The organism is Stieleria mannarensis (assembly GCF_014154935.1).
GTDB lineage: Bacteria > Planctomycetota > Planctomycetia > Pirellulales > Pirellulaceae > Stieleria > Stieleria mannarensis.
Genome location: NZ_JACEHH010000061.1, coordinates 1 through 18,392 on the forward strand (window position 1 = coordinate 1; position 18,392 = coordinate 18,392).

General features: G+C 55.6%; 12 protein-coding genes. 4 read left to right on the top strand and 8 right to left on the bottom strand.

Translation table 11 applies throughout. From position 1 onward, the window contains the following. Positions 1-1,383: PP2C family protein-serine/threonine phosphatase (locus H1B37_RS28330; RefSeq protein ID WP_182870653.1), on the top strand; the 1,383-nt coding region annotated here is incomplete at its 5' end. 426 nt (positions 1,384-1,809) lie between these two features. On the opposite strand, the gene H1B37_RS34125 is transcribed toward H1B37_RS28330, so the two are convergent. The 3 genes from H1B37_RS34125 to H1B37_RS28345 all read right to left on the bottom strand — a co-directional run bounded on the left by H1B37_RS34125 (position 1,810) and on the right by H1B37_RS28345 (position 8,747). After that, positions 1,810-3,204 (bottom strand): hypothetical protein, encoded by a 1,395-nt coding sequence (locus H1B37_RS34125; protein WP_286178298.1) that lies wholly within the window; start codon positions 3,202-3,204, stop codon positions 1,810-1,812. Between the two features lie 119 nt (positions 3,205-3,323). Further along, complete coding sequence (locus tag H1B37_RS28340; RefSeq protein ID WP_182870654.1) at positions 3,324-6,854, bottom strand: efflux RND transporter permease subunit; 3,531 nt, start codon at positions 6,852-6,854, stop codon at positions 3,324-3,326. 12 nt (positions 6,855-6,866) lie between these two features. Then, on the bottom strand, positions 6,867-8,747 hold the full coding sequence (locus tag H1B37_RS28345; protein WP_353620947.1) for a heavy metal-binding domain-containing protein: 1,881 nt from the start codon (positions 8,745-8,747) through the stop codon (positions 6,867-6,869). A 49-nt stretch (positions 8,748-8,796) separates the two neighbouring features. On the opposite strand from H1B37_RS28345, the gene H1B37_RS34605 reads away from it, so the two are divergent. Together H1B37_RS34605 and H1B37_RS28350 are read left to right on the top strand one after the other, a co-directional pair. After that, positions 8,797-9,183: a hypothetical protein gene (locus H1B37_RS34605; protein ID WP_353620944.1), complete on the top strand. Its 387-nt coding sequence runs from the start codon at positions 8,797-8,799 to the stop codon at positions 9,181-9,183. A 697-nt stretch (positions 9,184-9,880) separates the two neighbouring features. Next, positions 9,881-11,689, top strand: a complete 1,809-nt coding sequence (locus tag H1B37_RS28350) for a TolC family protein (protein WP_286178299.1) — start codon at positions 9,881-9,883, stop codon at positions 11,687-11,689. A 22-nt stretch (positions 11,690-11,711) separates the two neighbouring features. Here H1B37_RS28350 and H1B37_RS28355 read toward each other — a convergent pair whose 3' ends face one another. Continuing rightward, entirely contained in the window at positions 11,712-12,542 is an 831-nt protein-coding gene (locus tag H1B37_RS28355; RefSeq protein ID WP_182870655.1) for a hypothetical protein, read from the bottom strand. A 419-nt stretch (positions 12,543-12,961) separates the two neighbouring features. Further along, the gene (locus H1B37_RS28360; RefSeq protein WP_353620945.1) at positions 12,962-13,525 is read right to left on the bottom strand and encodes an RNA polymerase sigma factor; all 564 of its coding nucleotides are present in this window, start codon (positions 13,523-13,525) and stop codon (positions 12,962-12,964) included. A 416-nt stretch (positions 13,526-13,941) separates the two neighbouring features. Here H1B37_RS28360 and H1B37_RS28365 point away from each other — a divergent pair, with 416 nt between their 5' ends. Then, on the top strand, positions 13,942-14,538 hold the full coding sequence (locus H1B37_RS28365; RefSeq protein ID WP_182870656.1) for a hypothetical protein: 597 nt from the start codon (positions 13,942-13,944) through the stop codon (positions 14,536-14,538). Positions 14,539-14,694: 156 nt separating this feature from the next. Here H1B37_RS28365 and H1B37_RS28370 read toward each other — a convergent pair whose 3' ends face one another. The 3 genes from H1B37_RS28370 to H1B37_RS28380 all read right to left on the bottom strand — a co-directional run bounded on the left by H1B37_RS28370 (position 14,695) and on the right by H1B37_RS28380 (position 18,391). After that, a complete protein-coding gene (locus H1B37_RS28370) occupies positions 14,695-16,350 on the bottom strand; it encodes an APC family permease (protein WP_182870657.1) in 1,656 nt (551 codons plus the stop codon). 464 nt (positions 16,351-16,814) lie between these two features. Beyond that, a complete protein-coding gene (locus H1B37_RS28375) occupies positions 16,815-17,558 on the bottom strand; it encodes a cytochrome c3 family protein (protein ID WP_286178300.1) in 744 nt (247 codons plus the stop codon). Positions 17,559-17,620: 62 nt separating this feature from the next. Beyond that, entirely contained in the window at positions 17,621-18,391 is a 771-nt protein-coding gene (locus H1B37_RS28380; protein ID WP_182870658.1) for a hypothetical protein, read from the bottom strand. Position 18,392 lies beyond the last annotated feature (1 nt).

An 18,392-nucleotide genomic window follows, 5' to 3' on the forward strand; every position in this document is an offset into this window, starting at 1 on the left:
ATTGTTGTCGATCACCGTCTTCGCCTTCAACGACTGTCCCAGCAGACAAACGTTGCGCTTACAGAGGAGGCAAAGACGATTTACGAATCTGTGGCTGCTCTCCAGGAAGACGGTCCGGATGCCATCCAACGACTTATCGACGACGTTTGCGCTCGGATGAATTCGAGTGAGTCTCCCGGACATCACATTGCGCTCGTGTGGGAAGGAATGCAAATGCAGGCCAAATCTCACGGACGCGCATCACCTGATATGTTTTCTGCGATGGTTGCTGCAGCCACCGGCAAGAACGGACCACAGCCACTTTCGAGTTCGTTACTCGTTGGCGAATTCACTGGCCCGCAGGGCGAAATTCTTGTTTCGGAAAACCGATCGAATGTTCTCGCCGTCGCTCGCGAATCACTGCTTCGCCAGATCGTTGCCGTTCTGATAGCCGCAGCATGTGCTGGCTTGCTAGTGAATTACCTGCTTCGCAAGATCGTGACGAAACCCATGAGGCGGTTGGTTGATTCATTGCAAAGTGTAGGAGAAGGGAACTTGGAGACGCATAACGATGTGCAAAGTTGCAGTGAACTGAGTTTCTTGGGGCAGCAGATTGATGCTATGACGTCGAAGCTTGCCGCGGTTGAGAGAGACCGAAGGCATCACATGGAGAAAGCACGCGCAATTCAGTTGAATTTGTGTCCAAAAAGAAGTCGTGCCGGAGGGCTTTCGATCGCGTCCCTTTTTGAACCAGCCGACGACGTTGGCGGAGATTATTTCGATGTCATTGAATTGTCTGATCATTCGGTGCTGCTGTGTGTCGCCGATGTTACAGGGCATGGCGTTCCCGCTGCGATGGCGGCGACATTGTGCAAGGCCTTTCTGACTGACGCGGTAAAGCACTCTACCGAGCCGGCACACATTCTTCGCGAAGTGAATCAGCGTTACTGCGATTTCGTCATCGATGGCTATTGCGCAACCATGGCGGTTGTTCATGTTGACACCAAGGCGCAGCGACTCAGTTATGCGAATGCTGGCCACGAATGGCCGTATTTGCAGCAGACCGACGGATCGGTTGAGCGACTTGATGTCGGTGATTTCATGCTTGGGATCGACCGAGACGTTATCTACGAGCAGGGCAGCGCGGATTTCACGACTGGAGAAAAACTGATTCTGGTCTCCGACGGAGTGACAGAAGCGTTTGATCCGGACGAGAATCAATTCGGTTCGTCAGGAGTAATCCGAACACTTCAGAAGTCGCAGCACGAGAACTCCAAAAACACTGTTATCGAATTCGAGCAAGCAATCAACGGTCATCGAAATGGCCGGCGCGCATTCGATGACACGACGCTCGTAGTTGGAGTTCTCGAACCCCAGTCAAGCCAAGATGCTCGACATCAGTGACAACAACTGCCACTTGATGATGCTTGGCGACTGCTTGAGACGTCGTAGCTCGGGACGGCAGCCACATTCATGGGTTGAGAACGCAGTGTCTCAGGATCAGGATCTCGATATTTGATCTCCGAAGCAGCTTGCTCTATCCACTTCTCAGCGGCTTCATTTTCTGCCTGTTGGGAACTGCGCCAGGGCAAATGGCTACACCCAGCAACTGAAAACAGAAGAGCAATGACGGTCACAAACGCGAATCGAGTCTTCATAGGAACCTCCTTGCCTGACGCGACAACTGCTTCCTGAGCTGTCGGTGCGGAATGACGAAGTTGTCGGAAGAAAAAAGGGCGGGGGCGGCGTGTCATCTACCGAGAACGAAGTCAACGGCTTCAGGGACACCACCCCCGCGTGATTGAAAACCGGTAGCGGTTGCTTTTGTGGCTACCGTAGGACCGGCGCATTGACGCCTTGGGAGGCGAGGATCGCCAAGTACTTGTCCGGTTCGGCCGCGATTCGCTTCGCACATCCCGGGCAGCAGATGTAGATCGCCTTTCCGTTGGCGTGGACTTTAAAGGGCCCGCCCATCGCGTTAAGAGGCTCGTCCATGACCGGGCACTTCTTTTGGGCTGCGATGAATGGCTGGTCCTCAGCAGTCACTTTGAAGACGCCGTCTCGGACTGCATCCCTTCCGGCAGGTACGGACGCCGTACTTCCGCCTCCATAGACCATCGCCAGATACTTCGCCGGCTCCGCTTCGATCTTCTTGATGCAGCCTCTGCAACACAGGAAGATCGGTTTGTCACCAACCATGACCTTGATTGGATTGCCCATACTTCCCAGCGGTTCATCCATCACCGGGCAATCTTTCTGCTTCGCGATCAGCGCTGCATCGGCTTGAGTCGCTGACGTGACGGAGATCGGCATCGAGTTCGATGATGACGCATTCGCCTCAGACGTCGCTTGATTGCCGCCGTAGACCATTGCCAGATACTTCGCCGGTTCCGCTTGGATCTTCTTCACGCATCCCTTGCAGCAGAGGAAGATCGGTTTGTCGCCGACCATGACCTTGATCGGATTCCCCATGCTTCCCAGTGACTCATCCATCACCGGGCATTTTTTCTGAGCGGCGATCAGTGCCGCATCTTCCTTCGTCGCCGAAGTCACAACGATTTCAGGCTTCCCCGTCAAATACTTCTCGGGGTTTGCCTTGACTGCATTCACGCAACCAGCGCAGCAGACGAACACTCGATCGCCGTCAACGTCCACGGCAACCGGATCGCCCATGCTGCCGAGGAGCTTGCCGCTGACAGGACAGATCTTCTGGCGCGCAATCGCCGCGGCGGCCAGTTGCGTTTCACTGGCGGGAACCGTTGCGACCTCTTTGAGTTGCACACCACTGCGTCCCAAACCGGCGAGACCAACCAGTTGAATGTCGACTTCAACTTGGCGTCCTGCGATCTTGGAAAGATTGACTGGTACCGTAAGACCGCCCTTTCCATCGGGCAATAAGTCGTAGCGATATCGTTTTGCGTAGCCGTCGACCCGAAGAGAAGCGGCACCGCGGCCAGACTGGACCGACACGGGCTGGCCGCTCGAATCGTAGACAAACATTTGAATGCCTGCTTGTGAAACAACAGTTTCCAGCTGCAGCGTGCCGGCTTGCTTGAGTGAACCGCCGTGCGGACCGGTAGCTACTTGTCCGACGGCAGATGAAGGCACCTGTCCCGGCATTGCATGCTGGTGTCCAGCATGTTGATGTGTGTTGAATTGCTGCGCGGACGCCACTGAGGCGAACAAGCCGCTTAGCAAAACGGATAGAAATACGTGACGTTTCATTTCATCAGCTCCATTGATAGTGCACCACGAGTTTCCAACTCGCGATCAAGGTCAAAATTAAGGTCAAACAGTTGGATGCTTTTCAAACGCAGTTCTTCATCGAATCGTGAAAAATATTTCTACGCTGCGATGCGAGTCTCCGTGTGAGATGTTTCTTCCTCGCCTTCCCACAACTCGTCTTTCAGGCCAAATCGCATTTTGGTCTCCAAGTACGCAGAATAGAGTGTGGGGACGATGAAGGATGTAAAGGGCTCGGCCAACATGCCTCCAAACACAGGCAAGGCCATTGCGCGAGCCACATCGGCTCCGCGTCCCGTTGCCAACAGCACAGGGATGAGAGCAGCAAGCGTGGTCACGGTGGTCATCATGCAGGGTCGAATTCGTTTCAGTCCTGCTTCGTAGACCGTGTCTCGTATTTCTTGGATCGTCTCGATCTTCCGTTTCTTCATCAACTGATGGATGTACGTTGCCATTACAACGCCGTCATCGACTGCCAGACCGAACAGGGCGATGAAGCCAACCCAGACGGCAGTGTTCAACTCGACTTCCATCCAAGCCACCAGCACCATCCCGCCGGCGAAAGCAACGGGAATGCCGGTGAAGACCGCGAGCGAGATCGGTAGATTGCGAAACTCAAAATAGATGAGCAGCAGGTTGATACAGATCACCAAGGGGATGATCCACATCAACCTTCGATTCGCTTCGATCTGGTTGCGAAAGCTGCCAACCGCTTCCAGCGAGTAGCCAGGCGGCAACGATAGGTGATTTGGATCTGAATCTGGAAGCGTCTGTGCCGTTCTTAGCTGTTCCTCGATCGCTGCCACCGATTCTAAGTCTCCCTTGGCACCGTTGGTCATGAAGGAGACATGTGCGACAAGCCTTCCGTTCTCACTGTTGATCGCTCCCGGTCCCCAGGTCGTCTCCAAGGTTGCAAGTTCTTGCAACGCGACAACGGCCCCACTGTGGGTCACAACGGGAAGTCGGCTGAGTTGATCGATTCGCTCACGAAGCTCGCGGTTATAGCGGAGACGAACCGGGTATCGCTCGCGGCCTTCGACGGTCTTGATGAGATTCATTCCGCCAAGTGCTGTTTCAATCACCTGGTTTACCATCGCCGAGTTCATGCCGTATCGTGAAGCCGCCTCACGATTGACAGTAAATTCAACGTAGGGTTTACCCAGGACAATATCCGGATTCACCGTACCGGCATTGATAAGCGGCGACTTCTTAAGTTCGGCGGCAACACTCATTGCGGCGTCGGCCAACGAATCAAGTTCATCGCCGTAGACGCGAATCGCCATCGGGGCTTTGATCCCGGATTGCAACATCACGACGCGTCCCTCGATGGGCTGCAGCGCCGATGCTGGTGTCACACCGGGCAATGTTGCGACGCGGTTGATTTCGTCCCAGACGTCGCGCGCCGTCACCCCTGGTCGCCACTCGCTTTCGGGTTTGAGCATGACGTAGGTTTCCACCATCGCCGCTGGGGCCGGGTCGAGTGCCGATTCAACGCGACCGATCTTGCCGAGAACGTCCTTCACTTCTGGAATTTGGCCGATGAGCACGTCCTGCGTTTGCAAGACCTGCATGGCCTGGGAAAAACTTGCCGCAGGATAGAGAGTCGGCATATAAAACCAGCTGCCTTCGTCCAGTGCGATCCAGTCATCACTTTGCAAACCGGTAAACGTGTGCTTGGCATCGACGTAGCCGGGAAAGTCGTTTAGCTCAGCGCCGAAGAGATTCGCGAACCGTTCTACCGGTCGCAAGACAGTGGGCAATCCGATCCATGCTCCAAGACCAATGACCAGCAGCATGGCTGGGAACGAAAGTGCGAATACCTTGTGATTCAGCGCATGACGTAGGCGCGCCGCATAGATCCACCGGACGAACCGGCTTGATGGAATCTCTTCGATGGGGCGGATCCGTTCCCTCATCAAGAGCCCCCCCAACACGAACCCCATGCAAGCGGCAATAGCTGTGATCGTCCACCCAGGCAGATCGAATCGCTCGGCGATGCGTTCACCCCATAGAAAGTGGGACGCGGCCGCCAGCAACGCCGCTAATGCAATTCCGGACGTTGCAGCCGTGACCCTTTTGTATGTCGCGCTTCTGAGGATGAGGCGGCAGAGCGCGGGAACAATTGTCACCGCCGTTACCATGGCTGCTGCGATCGCGAACGTTTTGGTAAAAGCCAATGGAGAAAAGAGCTTGTAGTCGCGACCGGTAAGAAAAAAGACCGGCAAGAAACTGACAATCGTTGTCGCCACGGCGGTGACCACTGCCGGCGCGACCTCAACGGCAGCTTCGTACACAACCTCGCTGCGTCTCTTTAACGATTGGGGATCTTGTTTCGCGTGCTCTCCTTGCTCGGACTCCCAATCGGACAGATGCTGATAGATGTTCTCGCTGATGATGATGCCCATGTCCACCATCGTGCCGATTGCGATGGCGATGCCAGCCAGCGACATGATGTTGGCTTCGACACCGACGACGTGCATCGCAATGAACGACATGAGCACGGCGGCGGGCAGGCAGATCGCGACGACGAAACTGCTGCGAATATGCATCAGGAATAGCAGGATGATGACCGCGGTGATGAGTATCTCGTCACGTAGCGCGTGCGTCAGGGTCGCCATCGTTTCATCGATCAGTCCTGTGCGGTCGTAAACACCGTGAATCGTGACGCCGTTCAGGGCAGGCTCGATCTGGGCGATCTTCGCTTTGACACGCTCGATGACCGTCCGGGGATTCTCGCCGTAACGCATCACGACAACACCGCCGACTGCCTCGGCGCCGTTGTAGTCGAGCGCCCCACGACGGAAGTCAGGCCCCAGTTGGACTTTCGCAACATCACGGACCCGCACCGGCACACCCTTGCGCTGCAGAACAACCGTGTCTTCGATGTCGGCTATCGCTTTTGATTGATCACCATCCGTACCAAGGAATCCCTTGCCTCGGACGATGTATTCCATACCGGTCGTTTCAACTGTTTTGGCACCGACATCCAAATTCGAACCTTTGATTGCCATCGCCAATTGGTCGAGCGACACGTTGTGAAATCGCAGTTTGTCGGGATCGACTTCGATCTGGTATTGTCGCACGTAGCCACCGACTGAAGCCACTTCGCTGACGCCTTCCACAGCTTGCAGTTCGTACTTAACGACAAAGTCTTGCAGGCTTCGCAGTTCCGCGAGCGTCATGCCCTCATCGGGTGGCTGCAAAACGTAGTAGTAGATCTGGCCAAGCCCCGTGGCATCGGGACCGAGTTGGGGAACAACGCCGTCGGGTAATTGTGAAGCGGCCGTGCCAAGCTGCTCCGAGACGCGACTTCGGGCCCAGTAAAAATCGATTGAGTCCTTGAACGTGACTTGGACAAAGCTGTAGCCGAACATGCTTTTGCCACGCACGGACTCCGCGCCGGGCACTGCAAGCAAAGACACACTCAGTGGATACGTGACCTGATCTTCGATGTCCTTTGGCGAACGCCCGGGCCAGGGCGTCAGCACAATGACCTGGTTTTCACCGACGTTCGGAATCGCATCGATCGGAACGGCCTTGTAGCTGAACCAGCCAGCGATACTGAGTCCGATGGTCAACAGAATGACGAGCCATGGCTCTTTGACGCAAAACTTGATTATTAGTCGAAGCATCTTACTGACCTCCTATTTCACGTCCGGGGAGACAGATGGCACCGCGGCGATTGACAAGTCACGGACGACTTCACCGCAGCGAAGCATCTCCTCACCCCAATAGGGATTGGCAAGTTCACCACCGGGCTGCATCCAATCGCCTCCTCCTCCGGGAACCATCGGGCAGTAGTAGTGCGTCAGCTGCTGAGCGGATTTCGGCCCGCGAGCAACCGTTGCCGCGTGCAGCATGGAGTGACTAACCGTGCGGAAAGCCTCGCGTGCTGTTTCCAACGGTCCATCCATTCGGATCGCAGCACGGCGTGCTCGGGCGAATCGACTCTGAGCCTGATCTGGGACATCGGACATCATCTCCAAGCGGGCCAGTGCATCGACCAACGAATTCAAGGCGACGGGTGGCGGCGCCATGTCGGCCGCCATCGCACACTGGAGCTCGAAGTAGGCGTCGTATGCCCGGTCAAACTGTGCTGCAGAATCACCGGCCAGCAAGACCGGTTGTGATTCCGGCAACGGCAGAGGGCCCGGCGCGTAGGTCGGAGCCTTGCTCGGGTCCATCAACGAAGGGTTGCCCGCAAGCTGCATTTGTGAATCAATCAAGAAATTGCCACCGGTCGCAACCACTTCTCCCGCAGCTAACCCTTCAGCGATCACCGCATCGGTGTCATTCATAGGCCCCACCGTGACTCGTCGAATTTCGAATCGCCCCGGCTCCGTTTCCACGTAGAGCACGCCCTGGTCGCCCGCGAGCAAAACGGCGTCACGGGGTACAGTAACGACTCGTTGCTCTTCAAGCGGATCCGTCGAGTATCCGTACTGGGAAGTCGCGACGAGAGGCATCCCACACAAAGGACAATCACCCGGCTCGTCTCGAATCACCTGCGGGTGCATCGGACTGATGAACTTGTTTGCCAGCGCCGGATCGTAGGTGTAGTCGGTGGGAATTGCTGGCACCGTCAGTCGAGCGGTGGCATAATCGCCGGGCCGTAGCTTGCCATCGAAATTCATGATTTCGACACGAACGCGAACCGTTCGCGTTTGTTGGCTGACAACGGGATCGATGAAGGCGACACGTCCTGTGAACACTTCGCCTGGAAGCGACTGGATCTCAGCCTCCACTTGTTGCCCAAAGCGAACCAGCGATGCGTCATCCGGAAAAAGGTCCAGCATCAACCAGACGCTGCTGAGGTCAGCAATCCGATAGAGTTTCTGCCCTGTCTTTACATAGTCGCCCTCGACGGCAGATTTCTCGATGACGGTTCCACTCAGCGGCGATTTTATTCGAATCCGCGACATCGGCTTTCCCGATTCACGCAGCGTCGCAATCTGTTCGTTCGTCATGCCAAGCTCAGACAGCTTCTCCTGAGCCATTTCCTGCATTCCGTTGTCGCTGATGCTGAATCTGCTCGCGGCTTTGCTCTCCAGACTCGCGATATATTCCGTTTGAGCTGAATAAAGATCGGGGCTGTAGATCAACGCCAGATCGTTACCTTGATTGACCGTGACTCCCGCGTAGTTGGCAAACATCTTTTCAAGCCGGCCATCGATGTAGGCAGAAATGGTTGACAGGCGGCTTTCATCAAAGTCGATGGAGCCGATGGTGCGAATCGTTCGATTTACATTTTCTGTCTTGCTCATGGCGGTTTGGATTCCTACCAGCCTTCTGGCGGCTGATTCGATTGTTATCGAAATCCCGTCACCTCCTCCGCCGCCGGTTGCCGGCACCAGTTCCATTGCGCAAACCGGGCACCGCCCAGGTTCGGTCGACGGCGGCGTACACATCATGGGGCAGATGTAGCGAGTTGGTCCGGCACTGCCTGTACCCTCCGAATTGGCTCCATCACCGCTAGAAAATCCATCAGCGGTCAACCACTGCGTCCGCTGGGCCACACCGAGCATGAAAAAGCTGAGTCCGACAACGATCAGCACGGTAGCAGCTTGAACTCCTGTGCGAATCAACCACGCAAAGGTACGCTCGTCGCGCCGCTCGCTCAATGCGACTTCAGTCGAAGTTGATACCGGTGGCTCGCTTGGTTTTCCGACCGAAGCATTGCTCGATTCATCAACGGTTACCTCCTCGTTGACGGTGACGTTGTCTTCTTTGGAGCTGTCTGTCGCCGATGGAGTTACTGCCTCATCAGCAGGCGCGACTTGCGGTTTTGATTCTTCATCCTTTTTCATCATTCCGTTCCCGATTCTGAGGGGAAGTCCAAAGGCAGGTTGTCGCTACGCAGACGGATTCGTCATCGTGTCGCGCGTGGCAACGTGCAATGACCGGCATGCGCCGTATCATCACGTCAAAGCCATGGCTCAAGGCAATGGTGGAAACGTGTAACGGATGGAACGTACAGCAGCCTGAAAAAGCAGTCTGCCGCGGGAGCACCAACCATCAACGTTGGTCAAAGAAGGGGTGCCGCGATAAGCGCAGCATTCCCATGTGTTATCGCTACAACCGCCAAACGCACAGATTGCGTTGAGAGAAATGCGGCGTGAGCGAGCCAGTGCCGAAACCAAAGAAAGATCGCGGTGACTGAACGGAAACGTGGCCCGCCAAATCGCTGTCGCTCAGGAATGCGATCAGTAGGGTTTCTCGCAATTCCTCGGCTGGGACACGAACCGGGGAAGGAACGGCCGGCTCCGAACGTAGACCGCAAAGACAGCCCGTGAACTGCCCCTGGTCTGACATCTCGGTCGGCGGCGGACACTCATCATTGGCAACCGGCACGACAGGCGAAATCTCGCCAAACGTTGGATCCACTAACGGTTCATCGGCTTGAACTTTCGCCTGATTCCCGGAATCACCGCAGCATGCTTCGCCATCTAATCCCCCACAACAACCGCATAGTTCGTGCTCACCGCTGACGTCACAGCAGTGGCAGGATGAACACTTCAGCGCTGCACTGTTTGGTCGTGCTTTGCGGCAAGTTCCCTGTGCGGTCGCAAACGCCACCGGCTGAATCGCCATCACGGCGACCAGGCAAAGATTGAGGACGGTGCGAGTTAAAGGGGAGTTGTGCAAGGAAATCGTCCGAATGAATACCCAGGTACGGTATGCAATCTATATCGGAAATCGAGCCGGAAAGTTCAAGTGGAAATCTCTTGCTCCTAGTCCAACCCACAAAATTTTAGTTTGCCCGAGGAATTTCGCCATGGAATGGCGCCCATCAGTCACAGCAGGAAAGGATTACACGCAGATTCTATTGGTCGTGACCGCCATGGTCGCGGTTTCTGGCTGTGCTACTAATTCTGCTATCAATGCGTCCAGAGTGCAGCACCATGGGGCGGCTCAATCCGCTTTGGGGGCATCTGAAGCCGGAATAGTGACCCTACCTTCAGCGGACTCACAATCCGAACTCCCCAGTCAAGTGATGGGTAAAGCGATAGAGAATCCCCGGGTCAAGCTGGCTTCGGGCGTTGGTGGACCCGATGACCCGACCGACGGTCAGATGCTCGGCGATCTGCTGCGTCTCGATCCGCCCGGACCCAAGGAAACTGAACGGGCCACACATGCGAACCAGGCAAGCCATCTGGATGGCAGCCTAATGCTTGACATTGAAGATGCAGCGCAAACGACGCCTGTAGCGACCGTTCAGGTTGTTGAGGGCGCCCAATCGCTTCCCACACCTTCCATAAACGATACAGCCGGGCAGCCGGTCGACTACTTCGTGGGAATCGCGTTGTCGAGACACCCCAAGATTCTCGCCGCTCGTCAGCGCGTCTCGGCCGCCGTGAACGTGATTCCTCAGGCTCGTGCGTTACCGGATCCCATGTTCAGCAATACGTTCTGGCCGATCCATGACCAAGCCCTGCAGACGGCCGCCGGCCGTATCGGAAACCAAATGAATCTGAGCCAGCAGATCCCGTTTCCCCAAAAGCTTCAAACGAAAGCGACCATTGCTAGCCAGGAAGTGCGAATGGCCCAGGCCGAGGTCGATTCGATTGAGCGGGAGATCACCGAGTCGGTGAGATTGGCGTACTACGAGATCTGGTTTGCCGGACGAGCGATTGAAATCATCGAAGAGACACGTGAACTGGTCGATGACCTGACGGAGGTAGCGGAAGCTCGCTACCGGAGCGGTGGCACCCAGCAAGACGTTTTGCGGGCTCAACTAGAAGCGGATCGCATTGATGATCAGCTCGTCACCTTGCGCAAACAAAAACAGGTTGCCCAAGCCGACCTGGCTGCTTTACTGCAGCAGCCGGTCAATATGAGGCCCGAAACGAGCGATACATTGGAGATTGCAAATTCTACGGAGGAGCTCGAAGCTCTCATTGCACTCCTCGAGCAGTGCAACCCATCACTTCAAGGGCTTGCCGCAGAAATCGCCAGAGATCGTAGCAAAGAGAGACTTGCCTGCTTGCAGCAATATCCAGACTTTACGGTCGGCATGCACTGGGGGTTGGTCAGTGATGACCATGATGTCATCAGTCCAGTCGCCAACGGTCACGACAACATCAGCTTTACATTCGGTACGACCTTGCCTATCTGGCGAGACAAGATTTCGGCGGGAATTCGAGAAGCCGCCAATCGCAGGTCAAGCACGGCGCAGCGTCTGGAAGCGGAACGTGATTCACTCTATGGAAAAGTTCGCCGTCTTGTCGCCCAGGCCGACGCCCTCATTGAGCAGCGGTCCATTTACGAGAGTCGTATTATTCCTCGCACGGAAGACACCCTTAAGCTCGCGATCTCAGACTATCGAGGCAAACGGGCCGACTTTTTCTCTTTGATTGAAACCTATCGCGAGCTGCTGATGTTTGAAACGCAGCTTGCCCGAATCCAAGCGACCCTTGCCGGCACGATCGCTCAAATTGACCGAACAGTTGGTTGTCCGACCAACTAACGTGCTGCCGATTCCGCGGAATTTACTTATCCTTCATCTGCCTGGAATCAACGATCTTCGGTTCGCGCCATCCCAGTTTCCAGTCGCCGTCGAATTCCATGGATCCAACGAAGTCGCTTTCTGCAAACGTCGCATCCGGATCCGCTCGCATTCGCTCTGCTTGATCGACGTATACCTTCGCCAGATAGGACCCCGCAGGCAGCTCTTGGAGCGGATGCTGGTCTCGACTCGAGACGGTACTCATGATTCCTTGCCAAACACTCTGCTTCCCATTGACCCAGCTCTCCGCCGTTGCGATGCGATGATCGCTCCATCCCGCATCAGTGAGACCATAGAGATCGACCCGCATCAGCTTGTCTGCCCACTTGGTCGGAAGATCCGTCAGCCGCAGAAAGTTCTCGGTTGCGTGAAGTCTGATGGAACTCGGCTTGGGAAGTTGCTCGCTGGATGAATACTCGTCGTTGACGATCTTGGCGTAATCACGCAGGAATTCTACAAACCGTTTGTCGGAAAGACTTCCGATCGGGAATTTTGGGCCTCCACCGTGATCAACCAAACCGGTTGGCTTCGTCCGGATTTCGCTCTGATCGGGTTCACTAAGATCAATTAACCCGCTCTCACGCAAATAGTTGAGGGTGGCCTCCGGATCGTGAGGCACGATCCACGACATCTGCTCACCATGTTCCTTCACCTGTTTCTCGTTGCGCTCGGGCGAGTGACAGTTGATACACCTTCCCATCTCCGACCAGATGTTCTCGGTAAATCGTTCAAGGATCCGATCGCTTCGCAAATGCCGAACCAATTCAGCGTCCAATTCGATCCCAATATCACCTGCGGATTTCGCCGATGCCAACTTCGAGTTCTTTGCAGCGGCCGCAATCCAACTGGCGAGTGCTTCTCGCTCTTGTTGACGCAGTTTCTTGATCGCGGGTGACGTGCCCTTGCTATGGCGATTGATAAAGGTAAGCAATTTGGACTGCTGCGGCTGACGAAGATCGATCCATCCCGAATCTCGAAGTCGCGCAAAGGTCTTCGATTCATCGCCGGTTAAAAAGTCGCTCAGTTCGATTCCCGAAAAGTGACACTCCTGGCAACTCGATCCGCCCGGTGCTCGCAACAACGGAATGACCCGTCGCGAATAAACGTCCGATGAGTCGTCCTCTGCCAAACAGTTACCTGGCTGTGCAGTCGAAAGAATGATCGCAAACGCGAGGAGGCAAGAGTATTTCATTTCAGGTTCGCCAAATGTCAGTGATGTCTATTCGAACTTGCCTATTCTAGTAACTTCCTCAGCTCAGCTCGTGCCCGATTCAGCCTCGAGCCAACCGTTCCTTCTGGAATGCCGACCGCCTCCGCGATCTCCCGGTAAGACAAGCCTGCGTCTTCTTTCAACGTGATGACCGCGCACAGTTCTGGGTCAAGTTGCTTGATCGCTTTTCGCAATCGTTCAACGAGTTCGCTAGTCTCCACCCGACTGGTCGAGCCGTCCTCCGGTTCAAAATCGAGTGGGTGAGCCTTGCGACGCTTCTCACGCCGCAAATACTGAAGCGCTTCATTTACGGCAAGCCGATAGATCCACGTCTCCAACTTTGAGTCGCCCGAGAACTGCTCCAGTTTACGGAACACCTGCATGAAAACTTGCTGCGTAAGATCGTCGGCATTCTGGCGACCGACCATCCGAGTCATGAGCCCGTACACTCGCGGGCTGCAAAGCTTGTAAATCTCCTGAAAGGCTGGACCGTCCCCCTTGATCGCGCGTCGTACACAATCTTCGACGTGGATCGAGGAGTTCTCGGTCGTCTGATCCTCGGTGGTTTGGCCTTGTGAACTCGACACGGTATCCCCCCGAACATTACGCCGAAGGGACAAATGGATCTACAACACGGTAATTCGGCATCAGTTCGCTGGTCCGGAGGATGATAACGCATCACCTGGATCGCGGTCTCCAGGCTAGGTCAGGGAATCGTCCCTGCTGCGACTTGGGTAAACCTGCGTCTGGCCCTCAATGGTCCAAATACGCACGTCTAGTCGGTGACGCCGTCAACTAATAGGATAATCGATACCCCCTTGGGGTATCAAGCAGTGTTCTGATTCCCGTACGTGCCGAAGCCGCCCGACGCATCAAGACCGCGCGTCCGAATTTTGCCTATTTCTGTCAATATTCTCCGAAGGGGCCTGCGGGGTGACGCATCTAAATCCCCAGAACTGCCAGCTTTTAGGCAGTCCCCCCTTTCCCCTCGGGAGTCTCAGAAATGTTTGCAAAGCGTTTTCTAGCAAGGCGAAGCGTATTGGCGTTGGCCAGCCTTCTCCTTGTGCCGGCCGGAGCCGTGCTGTCGATCCGTGCCTTTGCCGATGATGAAGCTTCGGCCGGGCCGACCTGCTGTGCCAAGAAGGCATACTGTTGCACCGTCAAGGCACGATGCTGCGACAACGACAAGACTGTGGAGACAGAGATTATCCCGCTTTCGTTTGTCAGCGATGAGGCTGCCCAGCCAACCTGCTGCGACAAGCGGGCCTACTGCTGCACCGTGAAGATGCCGTGCTGCGGAAAGACGATGCTGATGGAAATTGCCTACACCGGCTCCGATGGAAGCGTCGCGGACGCGGAGGATGTGGCCAGCAACACATGCTGTGCCAAGCGGGCCTATTGTTGCAAGATCAGGTCGACCTGTTGTGGTAAAGAGGCAACGGCGGACTTGGAGGAGCGGGACCTTACAGAAGTGGAACTCGTATCGTTCGCAGCCGATCGATATGAGTCAAAACCTACGTGCTGTGCCAAAAAGGCATACTGCTGCAAGATCAAGTCGCCGTGCTGCGGAAAAGAGTTCGATATCGAAGCAATGCGGTAACGCGAAGAGCTGTAAGCTTGGTAATTAGGAGAAACGGTAGACGGCAAATGCCGCCAACCGTTTCTCTATTCCTATCCTGTCCAGTTAGTGAGAGCGTTTTGGCATTCTGGCTCGGACAAATCCAATCTCGTAGTGGTCATCAGCAAGCGAGGATGATCATGCCACGATCCGCACACCACCCCAGCTCGCCAAATCGTCCACCGTGCCTTCCGAGGCAACAAAAATAATGGATCGGCATTGGACTTCCTGGAGAAGGGATGCGATCAAAGTTTGGACCTTGGACTGACGCAGAACGGGAAGCCGGCACAGCGCCGCTGAAGTCCTGAGGCCCCAGGTCAGCAACTTACTGCGGAAGAATGCGACCGCCACCAAAGCAACTGTGGCAAAGAAGTAAACTGCGAATACACGGACGTATTCCGGATCCAGAAACACATTGCCGACCAGAGCGGCCGACACACCGACCAACGCGACAACAATTGCCGTTGTACTTGCACGGGAAGAGCGACTCAGCTCCGGATGCTTCCGTTTCAACAAGAGGTTCCCGACCGCGAACAAGGCCATCACCGCCAGAAAAGACAGTGTGTAGACGCCTGCCAGCATTTCGATTCTGCCTGACGTGATCAGCAGGATGGAGCAACACAGCAGGAAAAATGACACGACGATCCAATGATTTGTGCCGCGCCATTGATTGGTTTGCAACAAGAATTGCGGCAGGCACAAATCCATACTCATTCGTCGCACAAGGCCCGTGACGCCGACGTAGCTGGTCAGCACTGCTCCTGAAAGCACGACGACGGCATCGACGCTGATCCAGCCCGCGACGAACCACGGCAGTAATGCGTCCGATGCTAGGCCCCCAACGCTGATCACGCCCCGGCTGCCCATTTCCGATAACAGGGCTTCTTTATGTGTAGCAATGTCGCCCATCGGCAGCAGCGCGAACGACAGGAAGCTGATGGCCGGATTGAAAATTGCCACCGCAATCCACATGTTGCGAAGAGTCTTGGGAAACACACCTGGTTGCTGCTCCTCGATGTAGTTTGCCGAACTCTCGAAGCCACTGATGCCGAGCATGGCCGCTGAGAACCCGAAGAACAGGGCGACGGGCACGGCAAACGACCCGAATCGTGGCGTCGGCCATTGGTGGATCGGTGTCGTCAGGTTGTCTACAAAAACGGTCGAATCCGAAACCAGCGCGGCAACTCCGATCAGCATCAGGACCGTTAACGTGAAGAGGTGGAAAATGAAAATCGCCAGCGCGACGGTGGCTGAATCGGAGATGCCCAGGATATTCAGCAGCGCGAACGCGCCAAGCAGCACGACCGTCGCCCAGATAACATTTAGCCCTGTGAACAGTTCAGCCGCATAACTCATCGCCTCGGTGCCGCTGATCACTGCTGTCGCGATATACGAGAGTAACGTCAAACAGGCTGCTAAGGCGGCTCGGCCCTTCGTTGTGGTGTTGAGTAAAACGTTGTAGGCTCCTCCGTTGAGCGGCAACGCGCTTCCGACTTCCGCGTAGATTCCTCGGAACAGGTAAAGTACGCCGGCAACGAGCAACAACGCCAGCGGGGCCAGAGGTCCCGCGTAGAGCGCTGCCAGTGCGGAGACGTACAAGCAACTGGACGTGATGTCGTTGCCACAAATCGCCGTTGCCCGCCAGGTCCCCAGCCGAGCCGTTTTTTCCTGACTGGACTCTACTGCGTCAATCGAGATATCGACGATGTTCTCAACCGTTCCCCAGCCAGGGAACTCCCAACACGTGCATTCGCCCGGCGGCTTACCGCAGCAGCCGCATACTTCAGCCACCATAACACCGGCTCCCACCGTACTGGATCACTCCCTCGCGGCAGCCGTTGTAGAACAGCGTTTCCTGAAGACAAACGTTTACGAGCATGAAAGTATGCTGGTGTATTTGATGCGGGAAAAATCCGTACGCTAACCGATGCGGATCATCACACGGCGGCAGGGCGTGACGAAGTAAAACGAACCCGTCGGGCGCAACCACGCGTTTGATTTCAAGGTAAGCGTCGTTTCGCAACGGAGTCCGTTCGCAGATAACCAGCTGGACGCAATTGTCGGGCAGAGGGATTTGATCCGCGCGGCCCAGGATGTGCCGCGGAATCGCCGATCCCCGTTGACTTCCAAGGGTGCGAACTGAACTGGGATTGAGGTTCCACGCATGCGCATATCGACCCTCCCCGCCAATGTCCAGGATTCGTGGTACAGAGCGCGAATGGCAGTCAGCAGATTCCAACACTTGAAGCTTCATTTCGCTAGTGGTGCTTGTACAAGCCGGCGCCCAGAATGTCGTTCCACGAGGTGGTTTGGTGACACTGGAAGCATTGGTCGACACGGGCGTGCGGCTTGCCGGCAACACGCGCCGAAATCATCTTGAAATGCATCATGTAGTGACTCGGCGGCGCTTGGTGACACTGGGCACAATCTTTGGAGGTTGCAGAGGGATGTTGGAACTCGGGAATCGTCCAGCGGTCCGTTGCATGGCATTGAGCACAATCGTGACCGAATAACTGGAAATGGCGATCGTCGTTTGCGTGGCACGTCGCACAGTTCAGAGTTGCCTCTTTGAGGCTGATATGCATGTGCGGCGCAGCGCCGCGATCGCTCCAAGAATCTAATTGAGCACCCAGACCATGGTTCTCCGTGTCGCCAGCACCTTGCATGAGTTGTCGCATACCGATGTCTGCTAACGCCTCGTGATCCATGTTTGTCGGCCGCTCGCCCCATCCCCGGTGCTCCAAATGGCACTCGGTACAACTGCTGATACTGGCATGGAATGACGTCGGCTGTCGCTGCAATAAGGATTCGTTATTTGCGTGGCAGGCGATGCACTTGGACGTCTCGACACCGGTGACCGATGTGTGGCAGGCCGCGCAATTATTTTCCAGGTGCGCGTGGGAAGCCGAAAGAGAGCCTGGTTCCGCCAGTCGCTGCCAGGTTGCCGCCTGTTTCCATGAGGATTCGGCAGGGGTGATCAGCCATACCAGAACGAATCCCAACGGGATCGCTGCCCAACGTCCGTGGTGAATCCCCCAATGCCTTTGCGGCCGTTGACTGCGGCTCATATCCACCTCAACCCAAAGTGAATCGCTGCCCAGATGTGCAGCGCCATCAGCACGTAGAGAATGATCGAGATCACGATGTGAAACTTGAGCCACTTGCCGAACCAGATTTTGAAGTTTTCGTGCGTCTTGATCGAGTACTCCACATCGGCGATAGACTCCGAAAGCCGCAACAAGACCCCCGGTGGCGAAGGCACCGTCGTTGTTATGGCGGATTCCGTGACTGTGTCACGGAGAAACAAGCTAGCCAGCAGTCGACTAAAAAAGCCCGAAATGGTTCTGATTGCTTCGGCGTGTTCGGGCGCGGCGGCGAGATCATTGGTTGCCTGGCGGTAAGCCGTTTGTAGCAACTCAAGCAACGCTTTTTTCTCTCGAATCTCCTGCGAAAACTGGTTCATCAGGTAGCGGCCCACGAACCCGCTGACCACAACCAGCAGCGTCATGGCGGTCAATGCGATGCCTAGCGGACTTTCGTATTTGTGCCCGCTGTGGATCACCACCAAGATCGGGCCGAGCACGCCGGCATAGATATGCCAGGCCAATAGCGTTCGCATCGAAACATACTGGGTGATCTTCTTTTTCAGCGGCTTGATGCGTTTGATGAAGACATAGAACAGTGGGAAAAGCATCAGAACCGCGCCGGTGATGCCGAGAATACCGCCCCACAAGCTGCCGGCAAACCGTGGCGACTGGTGAAACGGAAACCCGAGCCAGAGCACGAGCATCAATATCACCAGGCCGGCAACAATGAGGCGTTCCTTTTCTTTCATG

Bases quoted from the DNA above. Each gene is read 5' to 3' on its own strand.
- H1B37_RS34125 (WP_286178298.1), bottom strand. From the start codon at position 3,204: ATGAAACGTCACGTATTTCTATCCGTTTTGCTAAGCGGCTTGTTCGCC.
- H1B37_RS28340 (WP_182870654.1), bottom strand. From the start codon at position 6,854: ATGCTTCGACTAATAATCAAGTTTTGCGTCAAAGAGCCATGGCTCGTC.
- H1B37_RS28345 (WP_353620947.1), bottom strand. From the start codon at position 8,747: ATGCTCGGTGTGGCCCAGCGGACGCAGTGGTTGACCGCTGATGGATTT.
- H1B37_RS28350 (WP_286178299.1), top strand. From the start codon at position 9,881: ATGAATACCCAGGTACGGTATGCAATCTATATCGGAAATCGAGCCGGA.
- H1B37_RS28365 (WP_182870656.1), top strand. From the start codon at position 13,942: ATGTTTGCAAAGCGTTTTCTAGCAAGGCGAAGCGTATTGGCGTTGGCC.
- H1B37_RS28370 (WP_182870657.1), bottom strand. From the start codon at position 16,350: ATGGTGGCTGAAGTATGCGGCTGCTGCGGTAAGCCGCCGGGCGAATGC.
- H1B37_RS28380 (WP_182870658.1), bottom strand. From the start codon at position 18,391: ATGAAAGAAAAGGAACGCCTCATTGTTGCCGGCCTGGTGATATTGATG.